Genomic DNA, 15,096 nt, shown 5'->3' with positions numbered 1-15,096 from the left:
AAGGCAGAAGCTGGCTTTAGTAGCTGCTTAAACCTCTATTTTTGATGTCAGTTAAATATGGGGGGATTACCGAGCCATCCTGCATTTTTTGCCGTTTCTGTTCCATTTTATAATATAAATCCATCCATTTTATTCTGAAGTCAGGCAATCGCGACCATAAATCTTTGATTCGTACAGCTTCAGCATCATCTTTTTCAATGACGGAAGCGATAGACTGTTTTAAAATCCCATGCAAGGTTTTAACTTTATATTGAACATGCTTATACTCTATCATTTCTTCATCATTTGTACTTTGTAACATTGCCAAGAGAATGCTGTTATAAAGTCTTGATTGAGAATAACGTAGTACATGAGGAGAAGGGAAGAATAACAGGCTTTTGTAAGACCTGCCCTGGTCTATTGAGCCAAAATCATTTTTATCGGAATAAAGGGAAGCTATAAATGAAAACTCACGTAATTGTTCACTATTATTTTTAAGTAATTCTTTTAGATATAAAACTCCTAGAGCACCACATGAATCACTGTCAACCTGGGGTTGAAGCCTTTTCATAGGGTCTTCGTCGAATGCACCCTCAACGTCTTTTTTGCTTAACGTATATGTTACGAAAGGGGATAAATCCGTGATAAAAATTTTATCAAAATCTGTTGATTCAAACATATTACTTTCATGTAAAAACCAATGAACCGGCTTAACGATGTGGTCACGCTTTATTAATAAAGTCTCAAAATGAGCAGTTCCCTTACAGCGATTATTTGTAAAAAAATAGACCACAACTTCATCATCAGATAGGGATTTTTGGATGGATTTGACTTCATCTATTGCTTGACTTTTGGTAAGACAAACACTATTTCTTCGTTCATATAATTCTTCAATTTCCTTTTGCCGATATTCATCTAGTTTCTTACGGCACTTCAACCTTTTTACAATAGCGTTTAAACGTAATTGTTTCTCTTCAGATAATTCTTTTAATTGGCCATCATTATTTAAATACTCATCGTTAATTGCTTCATACAATTCCTGGTAGTGCCTTTCAAAGTCAGAGTGTCTGTTATTCTTTCTATTGAGCCTGTATTTTCCCGGCATGCAGGCATTAGGCGGTGACCAGTGATGGATAATTTGTCTAGCATAGGCTAGCTGTTCATTTTCGTATTCATTAATTTCAGCCTGTACCTGTAAATAATTTTCAGCCATCATCCGACGTCCGATGAATGTCGTGCCGTTAACAAGGTAGCGTACATTTATTTTATGTTTACTAAAATAATAGGGGACAAGTGTATCGTAATCACTAACGTTCAAGCGATATGCTTTATTTTTCTGCTTAAATAGACCGCTTTTTGACAACATTTTTAAACTCTTCTTAATGGAAATTAGTGCTTGCTATCAGCTCCATGATTAATCAAACTTTCGTATTCATCAAAACAACCCAAGGCTAGGCTTTACGGCAATAACATCATGCCCTTCCATTTTCTAAACTCGGCCGCCATGCGCCTTAAAGCCGTGTTTTCCTCTAAAATCTTGTTCAATAGTTTCTTGACTACCAGATGAATGTCATTAGCCCGAAAGAATGATGATTAAGAGCAAATTGTACACAAATGTACCAATTAGATCAATAATTAAATGTCTATATTCAAAAAGGAGAATCACCGAATACACTACATTCGAGTGCCTAATTGTGCTGCATAATGCACCCCTTAAGTTGATCTCCTCCCTGAAAATAGATCCACCCTAAACTGGAAAAATCTGGCAAAATATCAACAAGCAAAAAAGGTATAAGCCATCATGAAGAGAAGCAAATTTACAGAAGAAAAAATTCTAGTCTATTTGCAAATGATATTAGGCATTTATGCAACATTAGGTATTTTTTTGATTCTGGCGGCCAAGAATCCACTGCAGCATTTAAGTTTAATATGGTTTACTGTTTAGTCCAGTGTTGTACATGGCGGCATCATGGCCCTTCAGGCATTATATTACCCACACCATTTTGCTCATCTCTATGGCGATGTTCCGGCTTTGCTTATCATCGCGGTCATCCTGGCTATTTTAACCCCCGCCAAAGCCAAAACACTTAAGCACAGCCACATGTGAGGCGCTTTCCAGTCGTTCATTCATGTTTGAAACATCATTGGATTGGGTCTATTCCCGACAAGGCATTGTATTACTTCCTCCGGCAACATCTTTTGTGTTCGATGTTTAAATCTGAAATTATTGCTGACCACGAAAAAGGACGTTAAACCAGTCAATGAGGGCGGCGACACCTTAAAGCCTAACCGCCGATAGACATTTGCATCGTCTGGTCTAAACGAAGGATTTAATTCCCTACCTTCGATATGATTGACCAGAATAACCTGATCCGCCCTGGGGAAACGCGTTTGAATTGCCTGACGTTGCTCCTTGCCCATCTCCATTAACTCCTGAAGCGATAATTTAACCGTCGCGATATTAGCTGGCAATGCATTAAAAACAAGGTGTAACTCTTCTGCTGTTCTTTCTTGAAAATAGCTATAATTTAAACCAATATGCCGCAATTTGGTCTCTTTAAAGACACGAAATAAAGCAGCCAGTTCTTCAGCAGGCACCCATTTCAGATCATTCTCTCCCAAATCAAGATGGGTCACTGCCGTACCCTGGAGTAAGGAAAACTGCGCCGTTAATACGCTCAAATGCCCTATACCATTAGCCCATAAATTGAGATGGGTCACTGAAGAGTCTTTTAATGCGTCAAACAGGGTCTCAAAAGCAGCATCCATAAGATGCAACCGATTCTCACTTAAATCAAGATGAGTGATTTGAGCCTCTTTTATGGCGAAGAGCAGGGCTGAAAAATCAGCAGCTGACAGCTGATAAAGATCATTATGGCTTAAACCAAGATGGGTCATTGCAGAGCCTTTCAAAGCGTAAAACATCGAAGCCAAAACGCTTCCTGCTTTTTCGCCCAGGGCATTACACGCCAAATCAAGCGCAATGATTGGCGTACTACGCCATATTTTGAAAAGTTCAATTAACTCAGCATCGGGTCGTTTCCCGAGCCAATTGTAACTCAAATCAAGTTCATGAATGTCTGAATCACTCAAAACAGTTAACAAGGCAGCCAACTCAGCCCCGGTCTTTAGGGAAAGGTCATTTGCGCTTAAACCAAGGCGGGTAATTCCAGAATGCTTAAGAATACGGAACAAGGCCAGCAATTCGCTCCCGCTCTTTTGCCCAAAACCATTGCAATGCAAATTAAGACAAGCCACTTCAAATGGTTTGATCATACTGAACAAAACCACCAAATCCGTGAAGTTTTCCTTACCCAGACAGTTGTGTGTCAAATTGAGTTCGGAGATCCATAGGCCTGTGAACCGATTCAATTCGGCAATGATTTTTTTAATGGCCAGATTATACAGGTCAAGGCGCATGGGTACATCTCATATTACATCACAAACAAAGCCAGAAACGGATGCCGGCTGGCTTACCAAAGCCACGCCATCTCGCTTACCGTTTTCCTCGCACGATTACGCATTATACCATATCCACTCACCGGCCTTTTAATCCCTGATACATCACTCATTCCACCCCACCTGACGGCACTCAAGACTGCAACGAGAAAACGCCATGTCATGCCCAGAATTTGCGTCCAAGTGCCTGGTCTGTACTATAATACAGCATCGGTTGTCGAGGCGTGATATGCAGGATAAAGAAGATGTTTCTACCGGTCATGGCCGCATTATCCAACTCATGCAGAGTTTAAACTATGCAGCAGATGAAAGGGGAATTTGTAATGGCTACTGCCATATGGGAATGCAGGCTGTGTTACTCGGTGAAGCATCACGTTTTAAGGAACGCGTGGACCAACTATTGACAATCCCTTTGGAAGACTTTCAGGAAAAAGCGAGGATTCAGCAGTTAAATCACGAGATTCCTGCGGGTAAGGCAGCCATAAAGGAATCAATCCGTGCGCAGATAGAATCTTACTTAATCCATAAAGGACAATGGGTCGATGCCCTGGCCTTTTTTGACGGGATTGAACTCAATCAACAAAGGCGGCTTTATCAGTATTTATTTGAAAAAAATATTCACTTATCTCAGCAACGAGGCGGTTTTGTGGATTTAACCATTCCCCAACGCCTTGAAGAGCGGGGAGGCATTCTTTCTTTACCCTCCATTGCCGGCGTTTATAAAAAGGAGGAATTTAAAACCAACCTGGCTTTTTTAAAAAAAGGCTTTAAACAGATGCACCTTACCGAGCCAGTCAGCCTGGCCGTTACCGGTTTCGGCGGTCAGCATGCCGTGTCTATTTCTTACAACCCCGCGACAGAAAAATGGATTCTGATTGATGCCAATATCCCGCCCTTGCAAGAATACACGGATGACGATAAGGCAGCCGAGGCTTTAATCAGGTCCTGTTCGGATAATGACGTTGCAGCCATTCATATCGCTTGTTACACATCCCCAGGCAATAAACAGGCCGAAGAGGAACTAACCGACCTTCTTCTGAAAATGCAGCATTTATCCAATAAAAACATGAAAAAGAAAATTAAATGGCAGGATTCAGAGGGCAGCACCTGGCTTTGTGTCGCTGCACAGACAGCCAATTCCGGCCTGATTTCTCAATTAATTGCTAATGGTGCAGATATCAATAAAAAAACCAACAGTCAGTATACGCCTTTAATGATTGCGCTTTTGTGTGATTATGATGAATCTGCGCAAACGCTTCTTGATTGCGGCGCCAATCCTAATTTGAGCAATGGGAACGTGATTTCGCCGATGCGCATTGCTATGTCTAAAGGAAAATGGGGCATGGTAGCTGCCTTGCTTAACAAAGGAGCAGACCCTCATCTTCGCCCGGACGTAGAGACTCCCTGCCCTCTTGAAGACGCCATCGCTTTAAATAATCCCGATCTGTTAAAGTTCCTGTTGGCTCATGGGGCTAATCCTTTTCAAACCTTTTTGGGCAAGAGAAATTTTATGATTAATCTTGCGGTTAAAATAGGCTCTCTGGAAAGCCTTAAAGTATTACTTGAGCATGGTGTTAAAGCAAATGGCGAAGAGGAAGACACCAGCCCGTTATTCATCGCCATGAAAAATAACCAACTTCACGCCGCTCGTTTGCTATTAGAGTATGGCGCGGATCCCAATGCTGAAGATTCATCCTTTGATCAAACAGCCTGGCAATTTGCCAGGCAAAATCAGTTAAATGATTTTTTAGAGCTTTTTAATAATCCCCCCTCTCAACGAGAGAAACACTCAGAGGAAAAAACCACCCCTTCCGAATCGTTTAATCCCTTTGAGGTGCTTTCTTTCATTGATGCGTTACAGCGTTATTGTAAAAAACGCGCCAGCGAATGGCATTTACCCGAGAAACTGTACCTGGAAAAAGAAAATTCCAGCGGCTTTAAAACCCGATTGATCAGTACCAAATTCGGATACAGCGCTCAGGATAAAATCCATGCTGCCCATAAACTAATTGACGCATTACAAAACAAGGACCCCAGAGAGGCGTTAACGGAATTTGATATAGGAGCCTTGACGAATTCGAGACTTTATTCCACGGTGGTCAAAAAATACGAGGACTTGTTTCAGCGGGTTGACGAAGTGCGTCAATTTTATGCAAATTCAGAGGAGAATCCGGATTTTTAGTAAAGCCGGCGTAAGTTAATTGGTAGGCGGCCCCCCTCCCCTGCCATGACCAGGTTCATCTCGAGGAGGCTCCGGGCGTAATGCTCTCATAGCCAGTTTGTAACTCTCTATTTTACCGGGTGTTGCAGATGCAGCACCCAGACCGCTAAAGATGGAGCGGCTCCTGCTCATTTCAGTGAAGAGAGCCCGTACCGCCCCATCACCTTCATGGGCGCGCAGATTAATTCGGGTAAGGATGGGTATTTCGGCGGCGGCGTTCTCAATGGCTGTCGCTTTTGCCCCTGCTCCACGGGACAGATGCTTGCCACGAAGTCGGGTAATATTATCATGCACCGCCTGATTCACCACGTCGCTGAGCCCGGCTCGAGCGGCGGTTAATTCGCCGTGGATACGATGAGCATTTCCTAAACGAGCAACGAGGGTGGCACTGTCTATGATGTCTTGTCTGGCCTGAGCGAGAAATTGATCCATCCTGGCATCCCCGGCCCCGAAACGTTGTGAATCGCAGGCGTCGCTTAAACCTTGTAAACCGCGAAGTTCAGGCAATGCCTCACGGGCTGCCCCCAGATGAGCACGGTGCGTTTCAATCCCGGCAAGAAGCGCATTAAGATCGGCAGGGGCGCCAATGGATGCCGTGCGATCATTGACGAGCAGATCGTTTGGGAGCAGGACTTGCCCTCCAAGGGTTGGTTGCACCGGGGCGGTGACAGCGGCACGAAGAGTGTTCGCTTCCACCAGGGTATCATAAGCCCGATTGGCCGTATCCCGTAAAGCCGCAAGAGCCGTATCCCTATCGTATGCAAGAGCGCTACATGCTGAGTGCAAACTGGCAAGCAGGCAGGCGCTATGATCTTGCCCAGTCAATGCTTCCAGATCGCGCACTTTGGCCACGATTGCTGCGTAAGCCGGCGTCGCCATGGCCTCAAGCATGCGTTGCCGGGTTGCAGGGGCAGCTGCCTCATAAAGCGGCTTGGAGGCCAGTACGGCCATTTGTGTTCTTTGAGCTGGATTCGCCGCTTCGTAGGTCGCATTGGTGGCTAATGCAACCATCAGGGTCCGTTGCGCGGGCGTCGCCGCTTCGTAAATCGGTTTAGCGGCCAGCTCGACCATCAATGTTCTTTGATCGGGTGTCGCTGCTTCGTATCCTGCACCGGCAGCCAGAGTAGCGACCAAGCTCTTTTGCGTGGGCGAGGCTGCTTCATAAACTGCATTGCGTGCCAGTGCAACCAGCAGTGCCCGTTGTGTCGGGCTGGCGGCCTCATAAACCGGGCTTGCGGCCAGCCCGACCATCATGGTTCTTTGAGCAGGGCTGGCGGCTTCGTAATCCGCGCCAGCGGCCAACGTGGCTGCCAATGCTTTTTGTGCAGGGCTGGCTGCCTCATAGACGGGATGAGTTGCGAGGGCAATCACCAAGGCCCGTTGCGCAGGACTGGCTGCTTCGTAACTCGCACTGGCGGCCAATTCAGCCATCAGCGCTTTTTGCCCGGCATTGGCTGCCACATAGGCCGGGTTAGCAGCCAGTGCGACCATCAACGCTTGTTGTGGAACGCTTGCGAGTGCATAAGGCGGCGTATGCATGATTTCGATCTCGCGTAATATTTGCGCAGCCTGAGCCAGTGTGATGGTCGGTTGCGGGATACCCGGTGCTGGCGCGGAGCGATGAGTTAAGCCTTCAACCAGGGTTCTGTATTTAGCGCCCACTGCCCCTTGAAACACCTCTTGGGTGCTGCAGTCCGGCGTGGTTGTATCGTGGGGCCAGACACCCGTAAGAGCATAGTAGATATTACGTCCCAGAATGGCACGGTGGATTACTTTAGGCGCGGTGTTCGCATCGATGTCGCCCAAATTAAAGCCTCGCGTCCGTATCCTTCCGACGATTCCATCATTGTCAATATGACGCTCATCCACCGCATCGGGTGGTGAACGTTTAAAGCTCTTGGTATCCGCGACTCGGAGCGTACCATCGCCTTCCACAACCCAGTTATCGAGTTTTGCATCTGGAAAATAGATGCCTTCTCGCTCAAGATCCTGCAATCGGGCACCCATTTGCGACGATATCCCATGGATACGTTGCCTCAACGCGGTGGCCGCGGTAGCCGCAGCGGTTCGATAGCCATCAACCGCCAGGGGGTTTGCAGCCACGGCAAGCACAGCTGCGTTAGCCGTAAGGCCTGCGGCATGGGTAATTTCAAGTCGCTCCCCTGCGGACATCCCATGCGTCAGCAGGTTGACCCTGGTGGTCACCGCAGCGTCGATATCCATTTGGGACCTGCCGGCGGCTCTCATCGTGGCCGCTGTTTCTACCGCTGCGGCGACAACGTAATCGAGGCGTCCGCGCTTGGCATAACCACCCGCTCCCCCGTTGGTACAAAGTGTAGTCACCATCAGGCTTCGCCCAACCAATGCGCCCGTATTGTCAGGCGCCATGACCATGCGGGAAACGGCGGTGGGTGTGCATAATCCAGGCACGGCTGTCCGTAACACCGTGTCCATGCGGCTTGGGTAACCAAAACGGTATTCGAGCTTGAGCACTTCGGGTGGTTCAACAAGTGGAAGTAGTGCCGTCACCTTGAAATTAATGATATTTGAGCCACCTAGAAAGGTGATGGAGTGGGTGTTAAGAAAATCCCGCCAGCGAGCGACAGCCGCAGGATCTGAGCCGTAGGGAAAAATATGACGTAAATTCGTGGCCAGTTGCCCCGCATTCCCCTTGTACGTGACGAGCACATTAGCCAAACGTTCTGCAACGGCATCCGGAAGTTCGGCAATCCGCTGACTCAGACTCGTCTGTGGCTCACCCAATGGGTGCGGCGATTCACCGGCATCAACCAGATGATTTCGCACCTGATCCCGTGCACGGGTCAGTTGGGCACGCAATGGGGCTGAGTGAGTATAGGTACTTCCTTTGATAAGGCTTTCAATATGAATCACCCGGCGTTGAAGTTCCCGGTCGATAGCAATATGGGCCGCACTGCCCGGAGGCGACAGTTCTGCGGCATGTGCGGCATTGGCCTCATCGACAGCGATTTGAAGTTCTCTTCCACGTGTACGTGCCGAGCCTGCCAATCCAGCCAAATCAATTCGAGTATACATGGGTCGCCTCCGTTGCTGCCCAGGATAGGAACGCGGCCTGTTTATGCCACATCCCCGCACTTAATCGGGTGTTATTAAGTCTTAAGTCCTATGCCACCAATTCGTATACCGATTCCTTTAAAATCAAATTGAATTTTATTAATTCTTGTTTTTCAATTATAAGACACTGCTTTCGCGTTTAGCAAATCACTGGATTTATGTTCATAACCAGATTTTGGATGGCCTTCAGTGCTCGCTATAATTTTAAAAATGGACTATATTTGGGAATAGAAAATGGCTGTTCATGGGCTAAAAACCAATCGAATACACTGATTTATTTGAATTTTTAGACACCACTTATCTGTTTTAGGAGCGGCTATGCTTACTCAATTTGATGCGCTTTGTAAAACGTTGAATATCGATTCCTCAACCCCTACCAACGAAAGCCTGAGTAAATTAATCTACTGGTGTGAAACCACCATCAGCACGGATCAGCATTTTGAGGGAGACCTTGGCGAACGCTTCGCGTCATACAAAGCGTTGGCAGCCGATTTTCTTGGGCATATCCAACCCAATATCCAGGCTGAAAAATTAACAACGCCAGTTCCGGCTTTCAAGGATTTAACACCGCTTCAATTTCTGGTGGATAAAGGATTCGATAGTTATTTGAAAACCTTAAAACCCAGTCCGGAGCAAATAAATACCAAAACCAATTATACATTGCTGCAATTGGCAGCGGCGCGCGGTAACCTGCACATGACAGAAAATTTGTTGGCCTTGGGCGCAAACCCACAAGAAAAAACACCCAATGGCCATTCTATTTTATTCGATGCCTTGATGCTTCCCAATGATTATGACGACAAATTAAAGCAAAGAAAGCAGGCCATTTTTACCTTGTTATTGAAACACTGTAAAACGCTGCTGGATGAAAGGAATGAATCGGGTGATTCTATTTTGCACATAATGTCCACATTTGGCTATAACAAACTGCTTAAAGAGATGCTGGCTCAGGAAAAACAGCTGGCGTTTACCTCCAATAATTTATCGCATTTTCCCATTCATTCCGCCATTTTAAATGGGCAGCATGAGTGTGTTAAATGGCTGCTCGCGGTTGATGGGCTAGAACAATTAACGGATGACGAAGGGCGCAATGCATTACATTATGCGGCACAATACGGTGACAACGACATGGTTAAAATTTGCCTAAATACCAAAACCATAGACTCCGCTGATACCCAGGGTCAAACCCCCTTGATGTTAGCCGCGATTGCCCACAATTCGGAGGCGGTTAAAGCCTTCATTGCGGCTGGCGCCCAGATTAATCTGACCGATAACGAAAGCCGAAGTGCCTTGCATTATGCGGTTGAATCAAATCATGTCGAGGCAGTCCGGTTGCTTCTAGCCACTGGAAGTATCGATGTGAATCCAAGTGATTATGAATCCCATACCCCGCTTGATTTGGTTCAGGAACACACGCCTGATGGCGAGGCAATCAGGAACCTGTTGGTCGCTCATGGGGCGTTTAAGGCAGTCAACAAAAATGGCAGGCCTTGATTTGGCAATGCTTGTCTGTTGTGAGAAAGTAATAGACCTTTCCAACGAGAATTTAAGTACTCTCTGCCACAACATAAACGCTGATATTTCCAATTTGTCTGATGGTTAAAATCGTAAGCTGCGTGAGCACATACCCTCTGGATAAAAGCTTTAAACCACTTTCCGTAATTAAATCACGGGATAGAACCATACCGGGTTGCAATAGTTTCGCGGGTAAAAGCTGTTCGTTCAGCGGTGATTCTTGAGGCAACCCCTTGATGATATTGACAAAGAGCTGCGCCAAATCATCATCATCATAGCGTTTTTCTTCATTATTTTTTATAAGCTGCAAGGCTTCGGAGGCCAGCAGTTTATGAGGAAATAATAAACCCGATTGTAACTCATTGTAATCGACTACAATGGAGAGGATTCGCGATTCCAGTGGGATATCATTGCTTTTAAACTGATGCGGATACCCCAGGCCATTGGATAATTCCCGATGCGTGGCAATTAAATGAGCTACTTTTTCCAGCGCAGGAAAGCCGAGCAGCATGGCACTCCCTAAAAGTGGGTATTTCTCATATTCCTCTTTTTCTCTTGCCGACAAGCTTTGATAGGGTTTGGTAATAATCGATTCCGGCATGCCAATTTTGCCGATAATATGCAGCAACCCCGCGGTATGTATAGTCTGGATTTCCTGCGCGTTTAATCCTAATTTTTCGGCAAATAATTGAGCCAATTTAGCGACCCGATGAGTATAACCTTTAAAGATACTTTTGGGCTGTTCACTGAGGGACGACAAGATCTCGATGACGGAAGCGTAGCTATGGTTAATCGCCTTGTACGCTTTGTCCAGTTTCAACGTCCGCTCTTCAACGAGCTCTTCCAGGTGATTATTTAAGAATAATAATTCTTTGTTACGTTCAGCCAGCTCGATTTGCAATAATCGGTTACTTTCTTTGAGCTTCCGCTGCTCCATTAAATTTTCAATGATATGTTCCAATTCATGGGGTTGCCATGGTTTATGAAGGTAATAATCGATCTGACCGTTATTGATGGCTGCAATAGCGGAATTAATGTCCGCATAACCGGTTAATAAAAGCCGATTAATTTCAGGCCATTTATCCGCCGCTTTTTTTAAAAACGTGGCACCATCCATTTCAGGCATACGCATATCCGAGATAATGATATCTATCTCGTCATCTGTTTCAAGCAGGTCTAAGGCTTCTTGACCGGTCGTCGCAGAAAGGACTCTATAATTTAAAGGAACAAAGATACGTTTCAGGGAGTTGATAATATTGACCTCATCATCAACCAGCAATAATGTTCCTTTAGAATCATCAACCATATCAAGCATCCTGACTCTCCTTAGCCATTATTCCGTTATCGGAATATAAACAGTGAATGTGGTACCCTCACCCTTTTTACTGCTGACCTTAATCTGCCCCTGATGCTTTTGTATGATATTATAAGATATGGAAAGGCCTAAGCCTGTCCCTGTTCCTACCGGCTTGGTTGTAAAAAACGGGTCAAACAGTTTTTCCATGTTTTCGGGGGAAATGCCTGTTCCCGTATCCTTTATGGCTATAAAAACGTGGCTGCTCTCAACACCTGTGGTGATGGTAATTTCCCCCTGCTCAGGAATGGCCTGCCCCGCGTTGACCAGCAAATTCATAAACACCTGATTCAATTGCCGGGGATTGCAGATAATGTCCGGCAGTTCGCCGTATTCCTTTTTTATCGTGCATTTGTACTTCAATTCATTCCAAATCATTTTTAGCGTCACATCGATGCATTGGTTGATATTCGCTTTTTGCATCTCCCCTTCATCGGTATGGGAGAAAAACTTCAAGTCCTTGACTATTTCACTGACGCGCCGCAACCCTTCGCTGCTTTCTTTAATCAGATCCGTCATGTCTTGCCATATAAAAGAAAGGTTTTTTTCTTTTGACAGTTTTTGCCAATAATTTTTTAATTCGACATCCTGGGATTGATCGAGTCGCTGTTCCATATTGTTTAACACTGATTTAATCACCTCGGCATAATCATTGAGCGTTTTGGTATTGCTGGCTACATAGGCAATGGGGTTATTGATTTCATGAGCGATACCGGCAGCGAGTTGGCCAATGGCTACCAATTTTGAATGTTGTACAAGTTGGGATTGAGTGGATTGCAGCTCATTATACAGGCCTTTTAACTCGTCATAGTTTTTTGCAAGCTTTTCTTCACTCAGGGCGATGTATTCACGGGCCTGTTTCGCCAAACACCATTTTTTAGTCATGGTGGAAGCCAGTTGCCGTATTTCGATGATATCAAAAGGTTTTTTTAAAATAATAAAATTATCCGACCCCTGTAACTGCTGATAAATTTCATCAAAGGAATAATCAGAATAAGCCGTACATATTACTACTTGTAAATAAGGATCGACTTCCCATAATTTTTTAATCGTATAAATGCCATCCCATCCAGGCGGCATGCGGATATCCACAAAAGCCAGAGCATAAGGTTCCTGGTTAGAAAAAGCCTTGGTAACCAGCTCCAGTGCCTGCTCACCTTGATAGGCGGAGTCCATATGGAAAAGGGGTGTGGTGATTGAAGTGTCCTGTTCGAGCTGCTCAAATAAGCGATTATAAGCACTCAGTGAATCGCTTTTTTGATTAATCCCAAGGATTTTTTGGAAATCCTTGTGTATTGCTTCATTGTCATCAACCACCAAGAGCCTATGTTGCTCCATGTTAGCGTCCTTACTAAAATGACAGCTTTTTTGCAACTTAGTATAAATTTAGCTTATTATTTGCCTAATAAACAAATCGGCATGGAAAATTATAAAACCCTCCCCAGGGGCTTGCTCAGGCAAGGCAATAATCTCCTGACGTTCTCAAACCAAACGCAAAGACCCTTGGATGTTTTACCCAGGCAAGGGTCTTTTTCATAATGTCTTGCCCGCGTAGGCGGCATCCATCCATTGGCCAGCAGCCGCATGGGGGGTAATAATCGACACCAATCGCAGCCATTGCTGGACTATCCCTCATCCGATATCCTAATGGTTGCCCGCCTACGCGGGCAAGACAACGTGGTTGATCATGGGTATACTCTGGAAACCTTGCGTCCGCCAGCAAGGCTATAATGAGCCATAACTGAATCGATCCTGGAACTCGTCAGGATCCGGTCTGGCCTATTCTTGAGAGCAAACACTTCATGATAGATTTTTCTTATTGCTCACTTGATTTTAATAAATTCTCCAATTGATTGGAATCAACCGGGCTACTAAAATAGTAGCCCTGTACCTCTTCACAATGGCATAATTTTAAGAATTCCAATTGTTTTTTAGTCTCCACTCCTTCAGCAATGATTTCTAGATTTAATTTTTTCGCCAAGGAAATAATTGATTGAATGATCACTTCATCGCTGGAATTTAAATTAATATTACTGACGAATGACTGGTCTATTTTCAATCTGCTCAACGGCATTTTTTTCAAATAATTAATACTGGAATTGCCTGTCCCAAAATCATCCAACGTAATATGTACCCCTAAAGCGCTCAACTCCGTAATAGGCTTAATCGACGTCTCAACCGTATTAATAATGACATTTTCCGTGAGTTCCAGCTCAAGATAGCGTGGCTCTAGTTGTGTTAATTCAAGGATATTTTTTATTTTCTCGGCAAAATCAGGTTGGACGAGCTGTTTGGAACTGATGTTTACCGCAATACGCATGGGAGGGAAGCCCTCCTCCTGCCATTTTTTATTTTGTTCACAGGCTTTTTTCAGTACCCAATCGCCAATGGCAACACTGAGTCCGATTTCTTCTGCTGCAGGTATAAAATGGATAGGAAGCAAAAGGCCTTTTTGAGGATGATTCCAGCGGATGAGCGCTTCTATGGCCGATATTTTTTTAGTGACAACATCATATTGCGGCTGATAATGCAGTATAAATTCGTTATTGGTAATGGCATTATGCAAATCATTTTCCAACTCAAGACGGGCACTTATTTGCTCACCCAATTCCGGGGTATAAAATTGGAATTGATTCATGCCTTGATTTTTTGCTTTGTACATGGCCGCATCGGCGTTGCGAAGCAACTCGCCAATGGTGGTGCCATCGCGCGGATAGACACTGATACCCGCACTGGAACTAACCGACAAGGACTGTCCCAGAATGTCAAAATTATCATTGAAGGCTTCCAGTAAATGCATGGCAACCGTTCCAGCATCCAACTCCTGTTTAAGATTACTCACGATCACGATGAATTCGTCCCCGCCAATCCGGGATAAGGTATCGGTTTTTCTTAACATAAACCCAAGCCGTTTAGCGACGCACTTGAGTAATTCATCACCTGCTGCATGCCCTAAACTGTCATTAATCAGTTTAAACCGATTCAAATCAAAAAAGATAATGGCAAAGAGCGATTGATGACGCTTCGCATATTCAAGCGCATGCTGAAGCCTGTCCAGCATCAGCACACGATTCGGCAGTCCTGTTAAGGAGTCATGTGTAGCCTGATATTCAAGCTTTTTTTCCAATACGATACGTTGGGTAATATCACGAAAACTCCAGACGCGGCCGACTGTTTTATTTTTTAACTTATAGGGCTGTGAATAGCACTCAAATATATGATCATGAATAAAATTAAATTTATCAATTTTGATCATATCGCTTTTTTTAGACAGGTCTTCGACCATGCCTAAAAAGGCGCTGGGATCTTCAGCCTGTTTTGCAATATGGGCCATCACCAGATCACCTTGGCAGGCTTCGATGAGGGAATAAGGAATATTGCACATCTCAAGCAGCTTATTATTTGTAGTAGTTCAAACTTGATCTGACAGTTGCCGGTTTTTCAGAAGTGTCTGTCAGGTCAAATTTAGTTTATA

At 44.9% G+C, this 15,096-nt stretch carries 8 protein-coding genes and 1 pseudogene; 3 read left to right on the top strand and 6 right to left on the bottom strand.

Annotated features, from left to right (window positions below; all coding sequences use genetic code 11):
• Nucleotides 1–16 precede the first annotated feature (16 nt).
• The gene (locus Lery_RS14665) at nucleotides 17–1,345 is read right to left on the bottom strand and encodes a hypothetical protein (RefSeq protein ID WP_058528003.1); all 1,329 of its coding nucleotides are present in this window, start codon (nucleotides 1,343–1,345) and stop codon (nucleotides 17–19) included.
• Between the two features lie 435 nt (nucleotides 1,346–1,780).
• On the opposite strand from Lery_RS14665, the pseudogene Lery_RS15835 reads away from it, so the two are divergent.
• Nucleotides 1,781–2,086, top strand: a pseudogene (locus tag Lery_RS15835) (DUF6632 domain-containing protein).
• Nucleotides 2,087–2,106: 20 nt separating this feature from the next.
• Here Lery_RS15835 and Lery_RS14655 read toward each other — a convergent pair.
• Nucleotides 2,107–3,399, bottom strand: a complete 1,293-nt coding sequence (locus Lery_RS14655; RefSeq protein ID WP_058528002.1) for a leucine-rich repeat domain-containing protein — start codon at nucleotides 3,397–3,399, stop codon at nucleotides 2,107–2,109.
• A gap of 268 nt (nucleotides 3,400–3,667) precedes the next feature.
• Between Lery_RS14655 and Lery_RS14650 the strand changes: the two genes are divergently transcribed.
• Entirely contained in the window at nucleotides 3,668–5,620 is a 1,953-nt protein-coding gene (locus tag Lery_RS14650) for an ankyrin repeat domain-containing protein (protein ID WP_058528001.1), read from the top strand.
• Nucleotides 5,621–5,635: 15 nt separating this feature from the next.
• Here the strand turns inward: Lery_RS14650 and Lery_RS14645 are convergent, their stop codons facing one another.
• Nucleotides 5,636–8,713: a hypothetical protein gene (locus Lery_RS14645; protein ID WP_058528000.1), complete on the bottom strand. Its 3,078-nt coding sequence runs from the start codon at nucleotides 8,711–8,713 to the stop codon at nucleotides 5,636–5,638.
• A 357-nt stretch (nucleotides 8,714–9,070) separates the two neighbouring features.
• Here Lery_RS14645 and Lery_RS14640 point away from each other — a divergent pair, with 357 nt between their 5' ends.
• Nucleotides 9,071–10,246 (top strand): ankyrin repeat domain-containing protein, encoded by a 1,176-nt coding sequence (locus tag Lery_RS14640; RefSeq protein WP_058527999.1) that lies wholly within the window; start codon nucleotides 9,071–9,073, stop codon nucleotides 10,244–10,246.
• Between the two features lie 52 nt (nucleotides 10,247–10,298).
• Here the strand turns inward: Lery_RS14640 and nosR are convergent, their stop codons facing one another.
• The 3 genes from nosR to Lery_RS14620 form a co-directional block, all read right to left on the bottom strand.
• A complete protein-coding gene (nosR, locus tag Lery_RS14635) occupies nucleotides 10,299–11,582 on the bottom strand; it encodes a response regulator c-di-GMP phosphodiesterase, NosR family (RefSeq protein ID WP_058527998.1) in 1,284 nt (427 codons plus the stop codon).
• An 18-nt stretch (nucleotides 11,583–11,600) separates the two neighbouring features.
• Complete coding sequence (locus Lery_RS14630; RefSeq protein ID WP_058527997.1) at nucleotides 11,601–12,959, bottom strand: ATP-binding protein; 1,359 nt, start codon at nucleotides 12,957–12,959, stop codon at nucleotides 11,601–11,603.
• Between the two features lie 478 nt (nucleotides 12,960–13,437).
• Nucleotides 13,438–15,006, bottom strand: coding sequence for a putative bifunctional diguanylate cyclase/phosphodiesterase (locus Lery_RS14620; RefSeq protein WP_058527995.1), 1,569 nt, complete (start codon nucleotides 15,004–15,006; stop codon nucleotides 13,438–13,440).
• Between the last annotated feature and the right edge of the window lie 90 nt (nucleotides 15,007–15,096).

It is taken from the genome of Legionella erythra, assembly GCF_001467615.1.
Lineage (GTDB): Bacteria > Pseudomonadota > Gammaproteobacteria > Legionellales > Legionellaceae > Legionella_C > Legionella_C erythra.
Note: the sequence above shows the minus strand (reverse complement) of the source record. Positions and strands in the feature narration are given on the sequence as shown.

Coding starts and splice junctions, on each gene's coding strand:
- Lery_RS14655 (WP_058528002.1), bottom strand. CDS start 3,399: ATGCGCCTTGACCTGTATAATCTGGCCATTAAAAAAATCATTGCCGAA.
- Lery_RS14665 (WP_058528003.1), bottom strand. CDS start 1,345: ATGTTGTCAAAAAGCGGTCTATTTAAGCAGAAAAATAAAGCATATCGC.
- Lery_RS14650 (WP_058528001.1), top strand. CDS start 3,668: ATGCAGGATAAAGAAGATGTTTCTACCGGTCATGGCCGCATTATCCAA.
- Lery_RS14620 (WP_058527995.1), bottom strand. CDS start 15,006: ATGTGCAATATTCCTTATTCCCTCATCGAAGCCTGCCAAGGTGATCTG.
- Lery_RS14640 (WP_058527999.1), top strand. CDS start 9,071: ATGCTTACTCAATTTGATGCGCTTTGTAAAACGTTGAATATCGATTCC.
- nosR (WP_058527998.1), bottom strand. CDS start 11,582: ATGCTTGATATGGTTGATGATTCTAAAGGAACATTATTGCTGGTTGAT.
- Lery_RS14645 (WP_058528000.1), bottom strand. CDS start 8,713: ATGTATACTCGAATTGATTTGGCTGGATTGGCAGGCTCGGCACGTACA.
- Lery_RS14630 (WP_058527997.1), bottom strand. CDS start 12,959: ATGGAGCAACATAGGCTCTTGGTGGTTGATGACAATGAAGCAATACAC.